At 35.9% G+C, this 21,695-nt stretch carries 14 protein-coding genes; 6 read left to right on the top strand and 8 right to left on the bottom strand.

What is annotated here, in order from left to right:
- Positions 1–32 precede the first annotated feature (32 nt).
- Both phoB and KO502_RS01630 read right to left on the bottom strand, forming a co-directional pair.
- On the bottom strand, positions 33–740 hold the full coding sequence (phoB, locus tag KO502_RS01635; protein ID WP_216020807.1) for a phosphate regulon transcriptional regulator PhoB: 708 nt from the start codon (positions 738–740) through the stop codon (positions 33–35).
- Between the two features lie 229 nt (positions 741–969).
- On the bottom strand, positions 970–1,995 hold the full coding sequence (locus tag KO502_RS01630; protein ID WP_216020806.1) for a porin: 1,026 nt from the start codon (positions 1,993–1,995) through the stop codon (positions 970–972).
- Positions 1,996–2,532: 537 nt separating this feature from the next.
- Here KO502_RS01630 and KO502_RS01625 point away from each other — a divergent pair.
- Both KO502_RS01625 and rdgC read left to right on the top strand, forming a co-directional pair.
- Positions 2,533–4,275: an ATP-binding protein gene (locus KO502_RS01625; protein ID WP_216020805.1), complete on the top strand. Its 1,743-nt coding sequence runs from the start codon at positions 2,533–2,535 to the stop codon at positions 4,273–4,275.
- Positions 4,276–4,373: 98 nt separating this feature from the next.
- Positions 4,374–5,297, top strand: a complete 924-nt coding sequence (gene rdgC, locus KO502_RS01620) for a recombination-associated protein RdgC (protein WP_216020804.1) — start codon at positions 4,374–4,376, stop codon at positions 5,295–5,297.
- 123 nt (positions 5,298–5,420) lie between these two features.
- On the opposite strand, the gene KO502_RS01615 is transcribed toward rdgC, so the two are convergent.
- Positions 5,421–6,263, bottom strand: coding sequence for an HDOD domain-containing protein (locus tag KO502_RS01615; protein WP_216020803.1), 843 nt, complete (start codon positions 6,261–6,263; stop codon positions 5,421–5,423).
- 267 nt (positions 6,264–6,530) lie between these two features.
- Positions 6,531–7,505, bottom strand: a complete 975-nt coding sequence (gene cysB / locus KO502_RS01610; RefSeq protein WP_216020802.1) for an HTH-type transcriptional regulator CysB — start codon at positions 7,503–7,505, stop codon at positions 6,531–6,533.
- A 269-nt stretch (positions 7,506–7,774) separates the two neighbouring features.
- On the opposite strand from cysB, the gene KO502_RS01605 reads away from it, so the two are divergent.
- Positions 7,775–8,545, top strand: coding sequence for a hypothetical protein (locus KO502_RS01605; protein WP_216020801.1), 771 nt, complete (start codon positions 7,775–7,777; stop codon positions 8,543–8,545).
- A gap of 85 nt (positions 8,546–8,630) precedes the next feature.
- Positions 8,631–8,999, top strand: coding sequence for a ribosome recycling factor family protein (locus KO502_RS01600; RefSeq protein WP_216020800.1), 369 nt, complete (start codon positions 8,631–8,633; stop codon positions 8,997–8,999).
- Positions 9,000–9,136: 137 nt separating this feature from the next.
- On the opposite strand, the gene topA is transcribed toward KO502_RS01600, so the two are convergent.
- Both topA and KO502_RS01590 read right to left on the bottom strand, forming a co-directional pair.
- The gene (topA, locus tag KO502_RS01595) at positions 9,137–11,866 is read right to left on the bottom strand and encodes a type I DNA topoisomerase (RefSeq protein WP_216020799.1); all 2,730 of its coding nucleotides are present in this window, start codon (positions 11,864–11,866) and stop codon (positions 9,137–9,139) included.
- A 468-nt stretch (positions 11,867–12,334) separates the two neighbouring features.
- Positions 12,335–14,716, bottom strand: coding sequence for a hypothetical protein (locus tag KO502_RS01590; protein ID WP_216020798.1), 2,382 nt, complete (start codon positions 14,714–14,716; stop codon positions 12,335–12,337).
- Between the two features lie 287 nt (positions 14,717–15,003).
- Here KO502_RS01590 and KO502_RS01585 point away from each other — a divergent pair, with 287 nt between their 5' ends.
- Positions 15,004–16,395, top strand: coding sequence for a dicarboxylate/amino acid:cation symporter (locus tag KO502_RS01585; protein ID WP_216020797.1), 1,392 nt, complete (start codon positions 15,004–15,006; stop codon positions 16,393–16,395).
- A gap of 175 nt (positions 16,396–16,570) precedes the next feature.
- On the opposite strand, the gene sohB is transcribed toward KO502_RS01585, so the two are convergent.
- Together sohB and KO502_RS01575 are read right to left on the bottom strand one after the other, a co-directional pair.
- Positions 16,571–17,620: a protease SohB gene (gene sohB / locus KO502_RS01580; protein ID WP_216020796.1), complete on the bottom strand. Its 1,050-nt coding sequence runs from the start codon at positions 17,618–17,620 to the stop codon at positions 16,571–16,573.
- Between the two features lie 196 nt (positions 17,621–17,816).
- The gene (locus KO502_RS01575; RefSeq protein WP_216020795.1) at positions 17,817–20,324 is read right to left on the bottom strand and encodes a VolA/Pla-1 family phospholipase; all 2,508 of its coding nucleotides are present in this window, start codon (positions 20,322–20,324) and stop codon (positions 17,817–17,819) included.
- 277 nt (positions 20,325–20,601) lie between these two features.
- Here KO502_RS01575 and KO502_RS01570 point away from each other — a divergent pair, with 277 nt between their 5' ends.
- Positions 20,602–21,339, top strand: a complete 738-nt coding sequence (locus tag KO502_RS01570; RefSeq protein WP_216020794.1) for a YciK family oxidoreductase — start codon at positions 20,602–20,604, stop codon at positions 21,337–21,339.
- The last annotated feature ends 356 nt before the right edge of the window (positions 21,340–21,695 follow it).

Raw genomic sequence — 21,695 nt, 5'->3', positions numbered from 1 at the left:
TATTTGATTACTTTCCAACAGCTAAGAGCAAATTATTGCGAACTAACTTTTTTTAATTTACTTGAAAAACGGTAACCTGCACCACGAACAGTTTGTACAAAGTCTTCGTGCCCTTCACCTGAAATAGCTTTTCGTAAACGTCTTATATGAACATCAACAGTTCTATCTTCAACGTAAATATTAGTACCCCAAACATTATCAAGTAACTGTTCACGCGAATAAACTCTTTCTGGATGAGTCATAAAAAAATGTAGTAAGCGGAACTCTGTTGGACCTAAATCTAAGCTATTACCGTTAATTGCTACGCGATGAGCAACAGGATCAAGCTTAAGCCCATGAAAATCAACTTCTTCTTCAAGAGACGTTGGCGAAACACGACGAATAACCGCTTTAATGCGAGCAATTAACTCTTTTGGAGAGAAAGGCTTAGTTACATAGTCGTCTACGCCCGCTTCGAAACCTTTAACTTTATCATCTTCATCGCTTCGAGCAGTAAGCATAATAATAGGGATATTTCGGGTGTATTCATTCTGCTTAAGTTTCTTAGCTAATGAAACCCCTGTGCCACCAGGTAACATCCAATCAAGTAAAATTAAATCAGGGTACGGCTCATTAACTTTAGTTAACGCATCTTCAATGTCACAAGCTTCAATCGCATTAAAACCATTTTGATCTAATACAAAGGTGATCATTTCTCTGATCGGTGTTTCATCCTCAACCACTAAAATTTTACGGCTCATTTTTACATCCTAATAATATGACTAACTGGTGAGTTCTATTTTCATACCATTTATCAACAGTTCTCACGTGATAGCTTATTGTGCAGAAGTTAAGTGACAGTTTTATGACAAGAATAAAATTATCCTGTAACGGTAGCACTTTAGCAAGTTATCAAATAAAAAAAGCCGTTAATCTTTATATGATTCACGGCTTATTGTGGTTTTAGCTATTTATTGTAATCAAGTTGAGCTAAAATTTTTGTTCCATCCCTATAGCAAAATATTGCCCTTCACTTGCTAATTGGTATGTGCTTCCATCGGTTGTCGTTAATTCATTTCCTTCACGGTCCGTATACCACGCAAAAACTTTCGTATTTTTACCTAACATATAATCTGCACCTACACTAAGTGAGCCGGCTCCAGCAAAATCTTGATATTGTAATTTTGCGATAATATCACCAAAGTCATACGCAATATTACCAACGTAACCCGTTTCTGATTTACCACTTTCAACTACTTCAGTATCAACAAACATAGCGCCTACTTGTAAAGCATCAAACTTATACATACCGGTAATACGGGTATTTGCTAATGGTTTTGTACCACTTATAGCCTCACCTAAATTATCAACGCCTTGATATTTAGCCGGCATATTTTCATCATGAGCAATTGAAAAATAAAAATCAGTCTTCTTTAAATTTAAATCACCAAACAGAATGCCAATGGAATAAGGATCACTTTCATCAGCATCATCTGAAATTATATAACTCGTTAATAATTGAATGTTTTTATACACCGGTGACTTGTATGTAATGGCATCTGTTTCACGATTTTCACCAATAAAAAGGTGCTTTAAATCCCCTTCATAATCATTAAATAAATCAAACTTACCTTGCGACACTTTTAACGTGGTATCTGAACGACCCACGGTAATTTCACCAAAATCACCTTGAAAGCCAACCCACTGATTACGCGCAGTTAATGAGTCTTTGCTGTCATCATTAACATTAACTTGCCATTCAAGTTTATAAATAGCTGTTAGACCATTTTCTAAATAATACTTACCTTTAACTCCAACACGAGAAGAATTACTATTTAATGAATTAAAAGATTCGCCTTCTTCATCATTTATTTGTAATGATATATTTAATTTACCATAGAAATCATTAACTGATTTTGGTTCTTGAATGTTTGCAGTAACTTGCTCGGCAGCAAAAGAAGACATTGTTAACAAAGAAGATATCATTATTGCAACACTGCTTTTATTCATTTTCATAGAGATCCCTAAAGGTAAGGTTTAATAGTGATAGAAACTTATGGAGGTAGATTCTACAACTCATTTAAGACTAATTCATTACATTTGAAACATTAATGTAATAAAAAATACTTTTTTTTGTCACATTAATATAGGCGATCGTTACTAAAACACTATTATAGGTTATAAATTAAAATATAGACTAATTGACCTGAACTCGGTTTAAAACCCTTTAACTTATTGAAATTATTTATAATATTATTTTCATCTAACACACCAACTTGATAGTTTCTTAACTTTCAAGGAAGTTTAACGATGAAAGTAGAGAAAATAACCGCTAGAGAAAGGTTTATTGAACCGAAATCAGGTTAACTATGCTGCTATTATTTTCTTTGCTTACAAGGCACTTTAAGTTCCACTGAAAATTCTGCACTTTAAATAATAACGAGTATAGGTGTATTATATTTTTTAGACTAAATATTTTATTATCGCGCATTTTATGAATGATTAGCTAGAATTAACAATAGTTTCCTATAAATCACCTAAAAGATAATTGAAATGAAAATAACCAGCATATCGCGTAAATTGCTATCAAAAGTTCTTTCTGTTTATTTTATTTTAACGATCAGTGTTACTGGCGTTCAGATCATTGCTGAATATTTTAATACCAAAAGCCATATTAATAGCGAACTACTTACTTTACAAAAAACTATCAGTGGTAGCTTAACTCGTGCTGTTTGGGAGTTAAACACACAACAAGCTATTGATATTTCCGAAGGGTTAATTGCTATTCCTATGATAAAAGGGATTACAGTAACTGACGAAGCACAAAATGTTATTACTCAACTCGGTGAAGTTCTCAGCCAACCCCTTGAAGAGTTACAAAAAGGTGATGGTGAGCACTACCAAATAAGCTCTATAAGTGAAGGCTTATTTGGTCACTCTTTTCCATTAATATTTGAGTTTTCGGGTCGTACGACAACGGTGGGCACCGTTACTTTATTATCAAGTAATGACGTTATTTTTAGTCGTATAGAAGTAGGTATTTATTTTTTAATTGGTAATGCCGTTGTTAAAACAGCCTTTCTCATTCTCTTATTTTCATTAGCTTTTACTAAGTTATTAACAGAGCCACTACAAGCCCTTACTAACCAGATGAAGCAACTTGACTTACGCGATCCTGATGCGTCGAAATTTCATAGAATGAGCAACGAAACCAATGAATTAAACGTACTAGAAGACGCTTATAACGATCTCATTGACGAGTTAATAGAGTTTAAAGATAAGCTTGCTTTCTCACAACGTGAAACAAGTTTAGCAAATGATAAATTAGATGAACAAAATTTATTACTTGAACAAGAAGTTGCGAGAAAAACCTCAACATTAAGTAGTACTTTATTACGTATGGAAGTTCAGCAAAAAGAAATGCTGCTCCAACAACGTCAACTGGAAGATGAAAATAAACGTCGTAGTCAAACAGAAAACACCTTGATTACCACCAACAAAGATCTTAAAAGCTCTATTTTGGAACTAAGTAAAGCACAAGACAGGTTACTTGAAGCTGAAAAAATGTCTTCTTTAGGTCAGCTCAGTGCCGAAGTTTCTCATGAAATAAATACACCTATCGGTATTAGTATTACTTCGATAAGTTACCTTGCAGATATTCTCAATAAACTCCAACAAGATATTAACGACCAAAAATTATCTAAGCGAACTATTAATACTTTTATCGACAATGCGCAGCGAAGTGTTGCGTTATTAATGAATAATTTAGAAAGAGCAGCAGAGTTAATAACAAGCTTCAAACAAGTTGCGGTTGATCAAACCAATGATAAAGTAAGATTAATAAGCATTGGTAAATATATAGATGAAATTATTCAGTCTATTCATCCTAAGTTAAAGAAAACAAATCACCATATAAAAATAGACTGTGATCCTCATATCGAGATTTACTCGCACCCTGGTGCTATCGCGCAAATAATAATTAATTTAATCATCAACTCTATTACACATGGTTTTGCTGATATAAATCGAGGTATTATCACAATTAAAATGATTGCGGAAGAGCAAAGGTTAGTAATGCTATATCAAGACAATGGGGTAGGAGTATCTCCTGAGCAACTTGAAAAATTATTTATTCCTTTTTACACCACTAAAGCAGATACAGGTAATACTGGCTTAGGTACACATATTATTCAAAACCTTGTTATTGATACACTTAACGGCTCTATTGAAGCTTATTCTAATCCTGGTGAAGGGTTAAGCTATCGTATTACTTTTCCTGATATGCGTTATAGCTAATCACGACAATAAAAACCACTTTTAAAAGCTACTGTGTAAAGCACAAAATTGGGGTATGATAACGGCAAAATATTCACATATCAGCCTAGGATTTACTTATGTGGTTTAAAAACCTATACTTTTTTGCTTTTACTCGCCCGTTTGAATTAAGTGAGGAAGAGTTAGAAAAACACTTATCAGAACACCTTTTTACCCCTTTAGGCTCAACAGAATTATCACATTTTGGTTGGGTAAATGCATTAGGTAAGCATGGCGATACCAGTGTTCATAGCGCTAACGGAAACTTCTTAATTTGTGCTCGTAAAGAAGAGAAAATGCTACCCGCTTCTGTTATTAAAGACATGATCGAAGAAAAAGTAAGCTTACTAGAGCAAGAGCAAGGTCGCAGCGCAACTAAAAAAGAAAAAGAACAATTTAAAGAAGATATTACTTTTGAATTACTGCCTCGTGCTTTTTCACGAATCACCGACACGCACGCATATATTAGTCCTGTTAATAATATTATTGTTATTAACTCAAGCTCTCGTGGCAAAGCAGAAGATTTATTAGCCTTATTACGTAAAGTTATCGGTACACTACCAGTAACTAGTTTTGATCCTGACATTTGTGTTGATGAAACCATGACAGATTGGTTAAATAAACGTAATTTAGGTGACAAATTTACTTTAGGTATGGAAGCTGAATTTAATGCATTAGGTGATGATGGCGCAATTGTTAGAGTGAAAAATCAAGATTTAATTGGTGAAGAGATCCAATCTCATCTTGATGCCGACAAATACGTTGTTAAAGTTGCACTAGAGTGGGATGAGTCTTTATCCTTTATTTTATGTGATGACTTAGCAATTAAACGCGTAAAGTTTTTTGATGTTATCCATGAACAAAATGATGATATTGATAGTGACGACGTTATTGCTAAATTAGATGCGGATTTTGCGCTAATGGCTGGCGAATTAAATCGTTTTATTATTGATTTATTAGCAGAGTTTTCGATGAAAACAACAGACCCATTAGAGAAAGATTAAACATTAGAATTTCATCATTTAAAAAGGGAGATATCATATCTCCCTTTATTCTGAGCACTTATTTACCACTTAAGTTTATTGCATACTTTCAACAGTCAGCAACAATCACGAACTGAACATCAACTAACTAAACATCGCTTTTACGTTAGCACATTGCTCTTTAAACTCATCTGACTCCATAAAGTCAATATCGGGTAAAACCCCTTTCTTAGCATAATTATTTATTAAGGCTTTTTTAGTTGACTCACTTTTAAAAACATTATGATAGACAGCTCCTGCCCGAATAAAGTCTAAATAATGCGCTTCTTTGGGTAATATACTAAGATCACTCCATCCTTCAGCAAGAACAGTAAATTCTTCAGAAAACCCCCAGCTTCGTGTTATTTCGCCTCCTATCCGACCTGATAATTTAATTATTGCTTGTTGTAAAAATGTCGGGTTAGCAAACACGTCAGGATGATTTTCAGCTTCAGTCAATATAGGTAAAACACCAATATTATGAATTAAAGCCGCTAGGGTAATATTATCTAGGGTGAGCGATGTGCGCTTATTCTCTTTTAAATAAAAATCCATTAGCGTTATTGCAACAGAGGCAATATCAATCGTTTTAGACCATGCTTTTTTCATATACATAGTTACAACATCATTATTTGAAACAAATACTTGCTCAATAGCCATTGCAGTAGCAATACTTTTAATTTGCCTTAACCCTATACGAGTAACAGCTTGCGCTACAGTTGCTACTTTTATACTTCGACCTAAAAGAGCGCTATTAGCAACTTTTATTATACCTAAAGATAAAGCAGGATCTTGAGAAATAATATCACTCATACTGTGTAAATTTATATCCGGATCGTCAGTAGCACTTCTTACTTTTAGCGCGACTTCAGGTAATGTCGGGAGTACAAGGGTATCTTGCTTAATTTTTTCAACCAAAATCGTATACAAGGCATTTTCAGTTGCCATAAATCCACCTTTATTTTGTATTACTCGCTATTAAAAGTAGCACAATTTAAAATTAAAGAGTCATATTTATTTCTATTTTTCAATATAATAGCCAAAGTAGTTGTAGATAAAAATTGAACCTATTTACCTGTTATTTATTTAACACAGTAATAACTCGCTACTTATCATGTATGAAAAAAGAGCTACTCAACACAAGATTTATGTATTTAAAAACGAGGTATAGTGATTACAGTGAGGAAAGCCAGTACCTCGTTCAGCAATTTAACATTAACGAGTTGGCAGTTTAATATCGGCTAGAAACTCATCAACCTCATGATTGTTTTTTAATAACATAGCACGAGTTACAATATCTTTAGTTAAGTGTGGAGCAAAACGTTCAATAAAGTCATACATATAAGCACGTAAGAAACTACCTCTTCTAAAACCTATTTTAGTGGTGCTTGCTTTAAATAAATGGCTTGCATCAATCACGACAAGGTCACTATCTATGCGCTCATCTATTGCCATAGAAGCAATAACACCAACACCAACGCCTAATCGTACATAAGTTTTAATAACATCAGCATCGGTTGCTGTAAACGCTATTTTGGGTTTCGCACCTGCCGTATCAAAAGCGGCATCAAGATCTGAACGACCTGTAAAACCAAAAACATAAGTGACTAATGAATATTGAGCAATATCAGATATCGTAATGTTTTGTTTTTTAGCTAAGGGATGATCAGGTCGAACTATAATGCTACGGTTCCAGTGATAACAAGGAAGCATAACCAAGTCGTTATAGAGATGTAATGATTCTGTGGCAATGGCAAAGTCTGCATCGCCTTTTGCTGCAGCATCACTTATTTGTGCAGGAGTGCCTTGTGACATATGCAATGAAACTTTATTGTATTTCTTGATAAACCCTTGAATAACATCAGGTAAAGCATAACGAGCTTGAGTATGCGTGGTCGCAATTCTCAGTCTTCCTTCGTCAGGCTGTGTATGCTCGCGAGCAACAGCTTTAATACCTTCAACCTTTGATAATATTTCTGTTGCTATATTAATTACATTTTGGCCTGCTTCGGTTACATGCGTTAAATGTTTACCACTACGACCAAAAATTTGGATGCCTAACTCATCTTCAAGCATTCGTACTTGTTTAGAAATACCTGGCTGAGAAGTAAACAGACTGTCTGCCGTTGCAGAAACATTTAAATTATTATTCAATACTTCAACGATATAACGCAGTTGCTGCAATTTCATGTAAATACCTAGTTGTATTGAGAAAGCTTCTCAATATAAAAATAGAGTTAATATTTTTACTTCCTTATAGCAAAATAATATACTTAATCATTAGTTTATTCCATTATATTTTTTAAAATAAAGCCCACTACTTTTATAAATATCTTTTATACTTAACGTGTATATCTTCGTTAGTTATACTTTCTCAGGCAAATGTATAACTAATCCTATGCTAAACATGGCATTTTTTGTAGACTGCCTAATAGTTTATTTTTTCATGAGAATTTTAGATGCTTGCTATTATTATTGGGTTAATTGTTGCCTTAATCATTATTGTTGTTGTTGTTACCTCTATTCAACAACATAAAGAAAAGTTAGAAGCTGAAAAGCGAATTAAAGTTGCTAAGCAAAAAGCTATTATTGATGAAAGCGAAGAGCTCATCATGTATTTAACTAACTTACCAACAAATCCTAATATTCTACAAATACTTAACCGACGCAGTTTAAATGCTGCTAAAAATATGCAAGAGCTAATGCCTGAAGTAAAGGGTATAAAAAAGCGTGTTAAAGAGTTAGAAGCAACACTAAAAGCCTCACAAGATCTTGCCAAGAGTCAAGAAGCAACCGAAGAAAACTTTGCTTTACCTGATAACGAACAACACCTTGTTAGTATCTTACAATGTATAAAAAAATTACGTGCTGTTATTAAATCAGAGCAAAGTAAAGGAGCTTTAGACGCTCAAGTATATACAATTGAAGATCAAAAATTAGCAACAATGCAACTTAAAATAAATATTGAAAGCTTAGTTAAACGAGGCACGCAGGCTTATAATAAAAACATGTTAGGCTCGGCAAGACAGTATTTAGAAAAAGCCTTACAAAGCTTATCTAGTAGTACACTCAGAAATGACTATATCACTGAAAAGCAAGTTGAAGTGACTCAACAACTTGAAGAAATAACCGACGCTTTGAAACATACCAATGCAAAAGATGCAGCTAAAAAAGCAAAAAATGAAGAAGATGAATTAGACTTACTATTTCAACCTAAGAAAAAGTGGTAAGCGATTGACTCTGCTGTACTCTGTACCGCTACTTCACCACTAACTTAAGCTAGCGCTTTTATTTATCATTAAGACAACGTTCACTGTGGAACCTATTAACACCATTACCTTACCTAGCTTTCTTCGACGTACGATGAAAGCTTATGCTTTAAAAGCTTATATCCGCTCTCTTAGTTGTGAGTTAAGCAGAATTGGGCGTTCCAGAAACTGGTTATTAAAAGCTAATACTTCCCAACTAGAAGCAATTGTTGACTTTATCGAAGCAGAGCAAGAAACCTCTTGGTTATGGCTTGCAAAGTTACTTAAACAAGAATATCAACATCTAAATCACGAGCAGTTACTATTATCTGCCGCTCGAATAGAAAACCTCACCGTTGCCAGTTTAATGGCTCGTACCGATTGCACACTAGCACAGGCAAGAAAAGCTTTAGATGAGATTGAAGGATTAGATTAGGCTTATTTAACTACATAGATAAAGGTATTCTTTTCTTGGATAAAAGTATGCTTAAATACAGTATTCTCTTAGATAAAAAAATAGATACCAGTAGGTATCTATTTTTTTATCTCAACGCTTAACAGCTACAATAAAAATCAATCAGATTTTTCTGTTTCTTTAGTCGCCTTTGTTTTTTTAGCTGCTGCCTTTTTCGGTGCAGCTTTTTTAACTACTTTCTTTTTAGCTGCTTTTTTCACTGGGATATCTTCAACCCATTTTCCTTCAATATACTTAGCAGTCCAACCTGTAGCTTTTGGCTTACTACCATCGGTCGTCGGTATTTCAGTCATTACATATTGTTCTTTTGTTTTACGACTATAACGTACTATCGATAAATTCCCTTCATTATCTTCTACAGGGGCATCTGCAAGGTAGTAGAACTTTTCTGAAATACGATCCCTAAAACGTTGAAGCTCTGCAACTTTTGGCGCTCGGGTTTCTCTTGAGCGAGGGAAAGTATTAGCCGCTAAAAATATGCCGGCAGCGCCATCCCTTAAAACAAAATAAGCTTCTGACTTTTCACACTCAAGTTCAGGTAACTGTACAGGGTCTTCTTTTGGTGGCGCAGCTTCACCATTGGCTAATAACTTACGAGTGTTCTTACATTCATCATTAGTACAATCAAAATACTTACCAAAGCGACCCGATTTAAGCTCCATATCAGCTCCACAACGATCACATTCTAAAACAGGTCCATCATAACCTTTAATTTTAAATGTTCCTTGTTCTACTTCTATGCCGTCACAAATTGGGTTATTACCACAAACATGTAACTTACGGGTTTCATCAATAAGATAACTGTCCATCGCCGTACCACATTTACTACAGCGACGCATTGCCATTAATGCTTCAGTTTCAGAATCTTCTGCTAAAACACTTACCGCTTCTTCACCAGGGGTAAGATTCATCGTTGTAGTACAACGTTCTTTTGGCGGTAGGGCATAGCCAGAGCAACCTAAGAAAACACCCGTTTGTGCTGTTCTAATACCCATTTTCCGGTTACAGGTTGGACAATCAATATCAGTTAAAACTGGTTCATTGGTTTGCATGCCACCATCTTCTGATGGTTGATCAGCCTTAGCTAACTTAGTAGTAAAGTTTTTATAAAATTCATCTAAAACAGCTTTCCAATCAACATTACCAGCAGCAATTTCATCAAGCTCTTGCTCCATGTTTGAGGTGAACTCGTAGTTCATTAATTTTTCAAAGCTGCCAGATAAACTATTGGTTACAATTTCACCCATTTTTTCAGCATAAAAACGCTTTTTATCTAAACGAACATATCCTCGGTCTTGGATTGTAGAAATAATTGATGCGTAAGTCGATGGGCGACCAATAGAGCGTTTTTCTAACTCTTTAACTAGTGAGGCTTCACCAAAACGAGCAATAGGCTTAGTGAAGTGCTGTGTTGGCTCTAACTTATCTAACGTTAATGCCTCCCCTACTTGTAAATCTGGTAAATGTTTATCATCACCTTTACTTAATTGCGGATGAACTTTGGTCCAACCATCAAATTGCATTACACGGCCTTTTGCTTTTAAGTCATAATGTTCGGCACTAATTGTTAACGTACTTACGGTGTAACGTGCAGCTGTCATTTGACAAGCAACAAATTGACGCCAAATTAATTCATATAATTTTTTAGCATCCGCATCAACACCTTCAAGCAACGCAGCTTCAAGTTTTACATTTGATGGACGAATAGCTTCATGCGCTTCTTGAGCTCCAGCTTTTGAACCGTAAGTTTTAGGGCTCTCTGGTAAATAATTTTTACCAAAGCTATCACTAATGTAATTACGACACATTTCTACAGCGTCTTTACTTAAATTAGTTGAATCGGTACGCATATAGGTAATATGACCCGCTTCATATAAACGTTGGGCTAAGCCCATAGTTCGTTTTACACCGTAACCTAATTTAGTACTCGCTGCTTGTTGTAAGGTAGAAGTAATAAAAGGTGCTGATGGCGTACTTTTTGACGGTCTGTCTTCGCGTTTACTTACTGTATAATCAGCACTTTCAAGTACAGCTAATGCTTTGTCTGTATCAGCTTTGTTAGTCGGCTTAAAAGCTTTACCATTGTCATGTGTTACTTCTAGGGCTAAAACTTCACCGGTACTTGCATGTGTATCAGCGCTAACTTCCCAAAACTCTTCAGGAACAAACGCTTTAATCTCATGTTCACGTTCAACCACCAGTTTTACGGCAACAGACTGAACTCGACCTGCAGATAAGCCACGGGCTACTTTTTTCCATAATAGCGGACTAACCATAAAGCCCACTACACGGTCAAGAAAACGTCTAGCTTGCTGGGCATTAACACCCGGCATGCTTAACTCGCCTGGTGTGGCAAAAGCTTGTTGAATTGAACTTTCTGTTATCTCATTAAAAACTACGCGGCGAAATTTTTCTTCTTCACCACCAATAATTTCTTTTAAATGCCAGGCTATCGCTTCTCCCTCGCGATCCAAATCGGTTGCGAGATAGACAGTGTCGGCTTTATCTGCAAGCTTTTTCAACTCAGCGACTACTTTTTCTTTACCTGGGAGTATTTGATAGTTAGCTTCCCAGTTTTTCTCAGGATCAATACCCATTCGATTAACTAACGCTAACTTATCACGCTTAGCTTTGTATTTAGCTTTTGCTGCGGGGGCCATTTTTCTCACTTCAGCTGGAGATTTAGCAGGTACTTTTTTACCTGTGCTGCCGTGAGGAAGATCACGTACATGACCAACACTAGACTTTACAATAAAGTCTTTACCTAAATATTTATTAATTGTTTTCGCTTTGGCTGGCGACTCGACAATAACCAATGATTTTGCCATAAAAATTTCTAATCCTTCAATAAAGACAAATCGTTTTGCCTTTTTATTCAAACGCTGATCTATTTATTTAAGTGCGAGCATACTTGATAAAAATGAGATCGCGATATCAAAAAATATCTTATTTAATACTTCGTTTTAGGTTTTACTGAAAATAATTTCTGCTTAGCTATTTATAGGTATATCTATAAATAGTCTAACTAACAAGTATTTATTTACTTCTTAGGAGATTCTATTAATACAATTAATGGGTTTGATGAAGGTAAATTTCAATGATTTTATACTGTATAAGTGATAATTTACCGATAATTAGCGGCAATCATAATAGACTTTTGATGAAAACATAAGGGGGGATTGTTAAAAAAGGTAAATAATAGAGCTATAAAATTTTATAATTGTTTTTTATTGCGTTATTAAATGATAAAAAAGCTTCCGAAGAAGCCTTTTTTTTATCATTTAATTTATTTTTTATTATGTTCCGTCCTGTTTTGGATCATCTGAAATATTTAAACTACAATCGTTTAATAAGCCAAAAGGTCCGCGAAGCCCAACGCCTGAACTTGGAGGTGAAATATCTTCATTATTCACATCACTAGCTAACACAGGTAAAGTAAATATTGCTTCTGTTGAACTCTCTGTTCCATTGACTTTTGATGATGCTACCAATTTAATATCAAGCCATTGGCCATAACTTTGAGCATATACAATACGAACAATAGCTCTACCATCAGAGTCAGTTGTTACGCTTCCAGGAACGGATGCTTTATTGCCAGGCGTTAATAGAGCATCCCCATTGAAGTCTTCACCAACATCTAGAATACCATCGAAGTTGATATCTTCACCATCATCTAAAATACGATTAGAGTTGATATCTTCACCAAGCTCTAAAAACCCATCAAAGTTAATATCTTCATTATCACATTCTTTCGTTGGTAACAGGTCAACCATTAAAGACTCTAATTTATCTGCCCCTTGGGCACTCCACACAATAAATTCATCTCCATCATATAATGGTACCCAAAAACCTTTACGGTATTGTTCAGGTAATGCTGAAAGCGTTACTTCAACACCTTCTACTGGGTTAGAATTAGCATCAGAAACAATCACTGTGTACTCTTTAACATAAGAACTAGCATCCAGCTCCTCTAGCTCATTACCAGTCCCTAGCGCAATAAACAACTCTCGCTCAGCCACTGTTAACTCAACACTATTACTTACTGTAGGGGTATCTTCTACAACAGCGGTAATTACAACACCATTTTGAGCTGACGTACTATTAGAAGTATAAATCGTTGAAGCACTACCACTGCTGTCAGTAACCGCTGTAGCTGGAGATATTGAACCACCACTGACATCTTCTAAGACAAATTTTATTTTTTTATTCTTAACCAAATTACCGCTAGGATCTTTAACAACAACAGAAACTGTAGACGTTTGTTCATTAGGACCAATCGAGTTAGGTGAAGCCTGCACTGTTATTGTGTCTGCTGTATCAGCATAAAACTCAAACTCCAGTTCATTCGTCAATTCTATCGTTTCATTGTCAACAGTATCTGTACCAACCATAGTAACGAGCGCTTTACCTGCATCAGTTGATGTTAATGTGACATTAACTTCACCACCACTTGTCATCGCATTATCAGCAGATAAAACACCTCGTGTTGTCGTAAATGTCACTGGAGTACCGTCAACAACGGCTGTACCACTTCGTTGCCAAGTAAGAGTTACTGATGCCGTTTGTGCTAATGATACATCAGGCACAGTAGGCTCATTTGTAGGATTTACGAAGTCCACACCATTATGACTAAAGTCAGTAAATAAAAAAGAGTCAGATTGTACTGATACATTTTTACTCACAGAGGCATTTAATGCTGATACACTGATAGTATTAGCGCCTCCAGTAGTACCTGTTATGTTTATAATAGCTTGCCCATTACTATCAGTAGTAATAGTTTCTGGAAAAGTTAAAGATGCGCCTGTATCTAAAGCGGAGATTGTAACATCTGTTTTTGCAATGCCATTACCATCAGAGTCTAAAACATTCACTACATAATTAGCAGCATTACCTAATGCTAAGGAAGCAGATCCTGTTAGCGTTAAATATGTCCCTACGACTTCAACTTCTAATGAATCACTAATATTACCGCTAGTGGCCGTAACAGTGATAGTTCTATTACTTGGGTCAATTAAGGTAGATAATTCTTTAGCGACCTGACCGTCAGCCCCCGTTATATCAGTATCTGTTTCTTCAACCTTCCCTATTTCACCTGAATCGGATGAGAAGTTAATAGTAATATCTTCAAGTAAATTGTTGTTCGCATCTTTTGCTATAGCAAATAAATCAATAGCTTGTGCACCACTTGACGCAAGTTGCTGAGAACTAGCAAATAACTTGATAGAAGCAGCTTTTAATTCATCCTCAACAACGGTAATACCATCACCTAAGCTTTCGAAACTAATGTTATCTGATGCATCTTCATAACTTGCAATCACATTAACCGAGCCACTTACATCAGTTACTTTAACGACAATACTAGCCATACCGCTAGCGTCGGTTGTAGCTGTTGCCGATGACGGGTCTAAAACGCCCATAGTATCAACAGCTAATGAAAAGGTAACGGTTTTGTTCGATACCGGGGTTTCGCCAGCCAATACTGTAGCGGTAATAGTGATATCATTTACTGCTGATAGTTCCCCATCAGATTTTGTTACTGTTAGCGTCACTCCATCCTCTGTTTCATCACCTGTACCATCGCTACTTTCTCCACCAGAAATATCACCGCCACCACATGCTACGAGTGTCATCATTGACATCAGTAACATGGTAAAACTTAAACGTCGAAGTAACTGCATAAATGCGTCCTCAAATTATTCTTATAAAATTACACCTAATAAACTATATTAACTGATAAAAAACAAAAAAGTACTCATTATTACAAAAAGAATACATTTTTTTTCTCATTAAAGAATTTTGATTGTTGTAGTCCTACCTTAATCCAAATAAATTTGTATTTAATCTACTCAATTATTGCTAACCTTAATTTCTTTTAAGTTCAAATATTAACTTTAGTCTTGTTAGTATTATTATTTCTTTATCAATAAACTCACTAATCATCCAAATTCAAACTGCAGAATAACTTATGGCTATAGAAAAAAATCAAAATTCAGAAATAAACAAGTCCAATCTAACCACGAATAAAGACAGTATAAAAAAACTGAGTTTAACCAGTAAAATTGTTATAGGTATGGTTACCGGTATTTTATTTGGCACATTCTTGCAATGGTTAATGCCAAATGGCTCAGATAAAATTATCCCCCTTTACTTATTTGATTTTTCTATCAGAGGTTTTTTTGTTGATGGCATTTTAGAAATAATAGGTCAGGTTTTTATGGCTAGCCTTCGTATGCTGGTGGTGCCTTTAGTTTTCGTCTCTTTAGTATGTGGCGTATGCTCATTAAAAGACACCAGTAAACTTGGTCGTATAGGCGGCAAAGCAGTTGGCTTATATTTAATAACCACAAGTATTGCCATCAGTATTGCGATGACAATTGCGCTAATCGTTGCACCAGGTGAAGGTGTAAATATGGCTACTGATGCTACATTTACGAGCAAAGAAGCACCATCGTTAGCTCAAGTCATTATTCAGATGTTTCCAACTAACCCTTTTGAAGCCTTTGCGCAAGGTAACATGCTACAAACAATCGTTTTCGCCTTACTTTTTGGTATAGCTATCGCCCTTTCAGGCAAAGCAGGTGAACGAATCACCGCTTTTTTTGAAGACATGAACGTTGTTATTATGCGTTTAGTAAGTATTTTAATGAATATCGCACCGTATGGTGTATTTGCCTTATTGGCAAGTTTGTTTACTACCGTTTCATTAGCAACATTTGGTAACTTAATTGAATACTTTTTGGTTGTTTTCTTTGTACTTATCTTACACGCTTTCGTTACTTATCCTGTACTATTAAAAGCACTAACTGGCTTAAACCCTATTATCTTTTTAAAGAAAATGCGTGATGCGACCATATTCGCTTTTTCAACCGCAAGCTCTAATGCAACCATTCCAGTAACACTAGAAACAGCAACTCAAAAAATGGGCGTTAAAAACTCTATAGCTTCTTTTACGGTGCCGCTTGGGGCGACCATAAACATGGACGGCACAGCAATTATGCAGGGTGTTGCTACCGTATTTATTGCACAAGTATTTAGTCAAGATTTAACCTTAGCAGATTACTTAACCGTAGTTTTGACCGCGACACTTGCTTCAATAGGTACGGCTGGTGTGCCTGGTGTGGGCTTAATCATGCTGGCCATGGTATTACAACAAGTTGGTTTACCTGTTGAGGGTATAGCACTCATCATCGGTGTAGATCGTTTGCTAGATATGACTCGAACCGCCGTTAATGTTACTGGAGATAGTATGGTGAGTCTGATTGTTGCTAAGAGCGAAGAACAATTTGATATGGAGATGTACCTTGATGAGGATGCAGGTCATGATATTGAAAGTATAGATAAATTAAAAAACAACTAACTTTTACAAGCATATGAACGTGAAAAGCCTTGTTGAGTCTAATCAACAAGGCTTTTTTATTGTACTAGCACTACCTAATCAAAGCCCAAACCCAAGTCCAAGTCCAAACCAGGATTATAATTACTCGAAAGGATAAGTAAACGGCACAACTTTATATTCCGTTTTGTAACGCTAGTTAGCCAGGAAAAACATTATTACGTTGTAATAATTTACCGATAAAGCTTTCTGCTGATATCGAAGCGGCTTTAGAGAACTTCTCTGCTAAACCTTTTTTTACTTCATATTTAATCGCTACAACTTTATGGCTTTTACTCTTAGCTTGTAAGTAATCATCACTAGTTTGAATACTATCAACTAAACCTAACTCTAGTGCTGTTGTACCAAACCAATGTTCACCCGTTGCTACTTTCGCAATATCTAAACTTGGACGACGTTCACTTACAAATTTTTTAAATAAAACATGAGTCTCTTCTAATTCTTCAATGAACTTTTCTTTACCTTTTTCAGTATTTTCACCAAACATGGTCACTGTGCGTTTAAATTCACCTGCGGTAAATTGTTCATAATCAATATCATGTTTCTTTAATAACTTATTAAAGTTAGGTACTTGAGCAATAACACCAATAGAGCCTAAAATAGCAAAAGGTGCTGAGATAATGTTATTAGCAACACAAGCCATCATATAACCACCACTAGCAGCAACTTTATCAACTGATACTGTTAATGGAATATTATGTTGGCGAATACGATCAAGTTGCGATGAAGCTAAACCATAACCGTGTACCATGCCACCGCCACTTTCCAAACGAACAAAGACTTCATCTTCAGGTTTAGCCACTGAAAGTATGGCAGACACCTCTTCTCGTAATGAACTCACTTCTTTAGCGTCGATACTACCGTTAAAATCAACAACAAACACATGTGACTTTTTTGGTTCAGTTTCAGCACCAGACTTTGCAGATTTTTTATCTGCTTTAGCTTGTTCCTTCGCTTTCTTTTTATCAGCTTTCTCTTTTTCTTTTAATTCGCTTTCATTTAATAATGCATGAATAAGGTCTTCTTCTGTATCAGTAAATTGCTCTGATAGATCAGTAATATCAAGCTCACCTTTTTTTTGTTGTTTTTTCATTGCAGCGCCTGCAATAGCAACAATAATAGCGATAACCGCTAAAACAAAAGTAACTGTTTTAGCTAAAAATAAGCCGTATTCGTATAAAAATTCCAAGGGAACTCCTGAGGGTTTAATCGTTAAGGTGAATAAAAATAATTGCGCTAATTCTACACTATTTTCCCGCCTTGAAAACAGAGTTTGAAAAAGTGTTTATAAACATAGGAATTGAGTAATAAAAAAGCCCTCAATTGAGGGCTAGGTAAACAGGTTACTGAAATTAAAAAACTAAGGCAATTTACAAAGTTAAAGGCTAATTTACTACATCAGTATCTGTCACGGTTATTAACTGTCCCATTGCGGCAAAAAAGCCAGCAACCTGCCCTTGCATCTCTTGTGTCACCGCTGCATTTTTAGTTGCATCAGGAGCTTCGGCTCGAACAGCAGAAGTTAAGATTGAACCATGATGCCCATAAGTAAACCGTACCGCGCCAGAGCCTTCTGTGCTGTTACTCACACTAGATAAACCTAATAATGATATTGCACCTTCAGTTCCACCAAATGGTGTAGTAGATACTGCATTAGGAATAACCTGATCACTTAAATTATCACTCCCATTACCAACAACTTCAATTAAATGTGTAGGCGTATTCGTTGCCTTCATCATTGCCGCATAATTTGCAGGATCACTAGAATCAATAACTGTTTGTGCTGCAAAGGTAAACTGGGTAAAGGTACCGTTAAGTTCGGCTTGTTGCTCTGGCGTTAACAACAGGTAGAAGTCTTGATAGTAGCCAACTAGTTCATCTGAAGTTGGTGCTGTTTCACTCATATGAACTTGCGCAACATACCCTTGAAAATCTTCTGATGCCGCATACGTTAAGTTAGATTTTATCACATCACCAAAGGTGCCTGACTCCATTAAGAAGTTAGCGATCATAATACCCGGCATAGCTAAACTATTGGTTTTAACAGCGAATAAAGGATCAACTTGTGGATTAAGCGCCGAGTTGGTTAAAGCAATAAAGTTAACGCCTGCAATTGCGCCTAATGAATGCCCTAAAAAGTGTACATTAGTGCTATCAACATTGATTGCATTACCTTCGCTATGCTGTCCGCCTAAGAAATTTAAGCCTAAGCGTAAGCCAACTAGATCTGATGTTGATTGACGTAAGTTGTCACGCGTAGTTAGTAAACTAGCTAAGTTCATATAATGAGTAGCATCAACAGTCGTCGCATTAATATCATCAACACCATCTGGAATACCGTCAGGGCCTGTTAAGTCAAAACCACGACTTCCTCCAGACAATAAACCTGCAAACACATCGGGATCTCCATGTAGCGGATGATTAATTGCTACCGTTGCAAAGCCATATATAGATAAAATACCAGTCATAGCAAGCATATCTTCTTTTTTCGAGGTTATACCATGCTGTAATATGACTACTGGCCAGCCATTATCTGGCTCAGCTAAATCGGCAGGTAAGCCTAACCCCGTTCTAACAGCATTCGCCACATTAATATCTGGCGTGGTCATTTGTACGGTCACTGCCATATCTGCATTAGCTTTAGGTACCGGGCTATACTTGGTTAAATGGCGTTTATCGTCAAAGCCAAGCGATCTCAATCCAGGAGCTGGTAATTCATTTGCCGCTGATACAGCCATACAAGTACCATCATCAACACTTACTGGCGCAGCTGGAATGGTTTCAGCGGGAAGTTCGCCGGCAGCAATTTTTGCAGCTACGCCGGCTAATATAGCCCCAGAATCACATAAAGACTTCCACCAATCATTTACCGGCGCTTGAGGATTTTCTGCGCTAGGCACGCCTAAATAATAAGGTAGGGTGATGCTACCTTGCATAAAGTTAGCTGATGAATATAAAGGCACTAACGAGGCCGGTATTTGGCCAGCTAATATATCAGCAACTGACATGCCAGTATCTTGAACACCAATAATTGGCGTTCCATTCATCGCACTTTCAACCATTGCAGGTACATTATTAGCCATCAATGCTTTAGTAGTAGTGAGTACATCCACCGCTGATTGCGTTGTTAATGCCATAGTATAAATTAACGCATCTTTATCTGCGCCAGCTTTTGTAATAGCATTTTCATAACTATTAATAACACCCTGTAAACTTTTTTGTGATTCCGTAGCTAACGGGTGAGTAGTAATATCTTGGCGGACTAAGTCATAAGTAATAGACGCAGCAACAGCTTTACCATTACTGTCTTTTAAATTATTAGTTAACGCTAGTATATAAGTCGTTTTAGCTTTTAGTGGTTTTAACGGAATAACTGCAACACTGTTACCTGATGCTTGAGTAACAAAATCAACACCAAAGGTTAATTCACTGACAACCGAGCAAGCAGCACCACGAGGAACTTCTTCACAACCTGTATCACCGCCCATTAATGTTTCAAAAATTTGAACAGAAGCAGGGTTTTGCACTGAGCTAGCATCAAGCGAAGTATCATCAGTAAAATCAATAGCAATTACAAAAGGGTTCGTTGTTGACCAGCCATCAAGAGCACCTAATGCTGTAGAGGGATCCGCATAATCAGGGAATTCAATTTCGTTACCCGCTGCATCTTTTTCAGTAGGCATACTTAAAGTGCCATCAAGAGTACCTAAAAATAATAAATCGTTAGGTGCTGACAAAATACCATTGGCGGGATCAAAAACAACACGAGCTAGCGGAGTTACAGCACTACCATTTTCTGCCACGTCTTGTTGTACATCTTCGATAGTTTCATTGTTACAAGCGCTTAAACTAAGTGCACTTATAATAGCAATACTGAGAGCTAGCTTTTTCATGTGAATTCCCCATGCCTAAATTTTATAATAACTTGTGTATGTTGTTGCATTATTTACTTTTAATTTAATTTGCAACTTAACATCAACTGCTATTTCAAACTAACGTTTTAAATAGCAGTTAGATCAATTAAAGTTAACTCATGATCTGCAAACTCGCTAGTAATTTTTATTTTTTCATGAATATTTCCCTGTTAATTCACTTTTCTCTCGTCAATGAAAATCTCAACGCGTAGAATACGCCAAGCAATTTTATCAATTACCGCAATAAGAGCCTAAGATGTTTAATTATTCAATAAAAGACGCCAGTTTAACTAACAAAACCATTTTGATCACTGGCGCTGGAGCTGGCATTGGTCGTACAGCTGCAATTACTTATGCTAAATTAGGCGCTACTGTAATATTGCTTGGTAAAACGGTTAGCAAACTTGAAGCTGTTTATGACGAAATTATTGCCTTAGGTTTGCCTCAGCCGGCAATTATTCCTTTAGATTTAAAAGGTGCGACTAAACAAAATTATATTGATATGGCCTCAACCATAAGCGGTCAATTTGGTCACTTAGACGGTGCATTATTAAATGCTTCTACATTAGGCGAACTTAGCCCGTTTACTCAAATAAATGAGGAAATGTTTACTGATGTAATGAATGTTAACGTTACTGCACAGTTTTTATTGGCGCAGGCATTAATTCCAACCTTGCTATTAGCACCTAAAGCCTCTTTAGTATTCACCTCATCTGGCGTAGGTAATCAAGGACGAGCATATTGGGGACCATATAGTATGTCTAAATTTGCAACTGAAGGCATGACACAAGTTATTGCCGATGAATACGACACTTCAACATTACGTACTAACGCAATAAATCCAGGCGCAACTAACACCAATATGCGTTCTTGTGCCTTCCCCGCAGAAGATAAAAGCGAAATAGCACAACCTGAAGATATAATGCCTTTATATGTTTATTTAATGTCGGACGACAGCGTGGACGTAAATGGGCAAATTATTAAAGCTCAGTAAATTATTTAATAAGATTAGTCCACCTATTTAAAACTATTAACAACCAACGGAAATCATTCTGACTTTACATATTTACAATTATTTTTTAAGTTTTATTACAAAAATAATATAGTACATAAACTGTCAAGTTTTTTTATAGTTTGGTACGCATGATGCTTATTAAATCGATTAAACTATTTAAATTGATGGTAATAATTTTTAACTAAAAGTATTACCATCATCCTAGAAGATAATCAGAATTCAATTTAAAGCTCATTAATATACAACCGAAAAACATCTGGAACTACTATTTAGTTTAAATTATGAGTTTTACCAAGCAATTAAATAAGTTAAAAAATCACCAAGGAGCCATGAAG

This window comes from Colwellia sp. E2M01, from assembly GCF_018860585.1.
GTDB lineage: Bacteria > Pseudomonadota > Gammaproteobacteria > Enterobacterales > Alteromonadaceae > Colwellia.
The sequence above is the reverse complement of the archived record's forward strand: the minus strand, read 5'-3'. Positions and strand labels throughout refer to the sequence as shown.

What these genes read in the sequence shown, in the direction of transcription:
- KO502_RS01575 (WP_216020795.1), bottom strand. Translation starts at nt 20,324, where the DNA reads ATGAAAAAGCTAGCTCTCAGTATTGCTATTATAAGTGCACTTAGTTTA.
- KO502_RS01625 (WP_216020805.1), top strand. Translation starts at nt 2,533, where the DNA reads ATGAAAATAACCAGCATATCGCGTAAATTGCTATCAAAAGTTCTTTCT.
- phoB (WP_216020807.1), bottom strand. Translation starts at nt 740, where the DNA reads ATGAGCCGTAAAATTTTAGTGGTTGAGGATGAAACACCGATCAGAGAA.
- KO502_RS01590 (WP_216020798.1), bottom strand. Translation starts at nt 14,716, where the DNA reads ATGCAGTTACTTCGACGTTTAAGTTTTACCATGTTACTGATGTCAATG.
- KO502_RS01570 (WP_216020794.1), top strand. Translation starts at nt 20,602, where the DNA reads ATGTTTAATTATTCAATAAAAGACGCCAGTTTAACTAACAAAACCATT.
- topA (WP_216020799.1), bottom strand. Translation starts at nt 11,866, where the DNA reads ATGGCAAAATCATTGGTTATTGTCGAGTCGCCAGCCAAAGCGAAAACA.
- KO502_RS01585 (WP_216020797.1), top strand. Translation starts at nt 15,004, where the DNA reads ATGGCTATAGAAAAAAATCAAAATTCAGAAATAAACAAGTCCAATCTA.
- rdgC (WP_216020804.1), top strand. Translation starts at nt 4,374, where the DNA reads ATGTGGTTTAAAAACCTATACTTTTTTGCTTTTACTCGCCCGTTTGAA.
- KO502_RS01630 (WP_216020806.1), bottom strand. Translation starts at nt 1,995, where the DNA reads ATGAAAATGAATAAAAGCAGTGTTGCAATAATGATATCTTCTTTGTTA.
- KO502_RS01605 (WP_216020801.1), top strand. Translation starts at nt 7,775, where the DNA reads ATGCTTGCTATTATTATTGGGTTAATTGTTGCCTTAATCATTATTGTT.
- KO502_RS01615 (WP_216020803.1), bottom strand. Translation starts at nt 6,263, where the DNA reads ATGGCAACTGAAAATGCCTTGTATACGATTTTGGTTGAAAAAATTAAG.
- cysB (WP_216020802.1), bottom strand. Translation starts at nt 7,505, where the DNA reads ATGAAATTGCAGCAACTGCGTTATATCGTTGAAGTATTGAATAATAAT.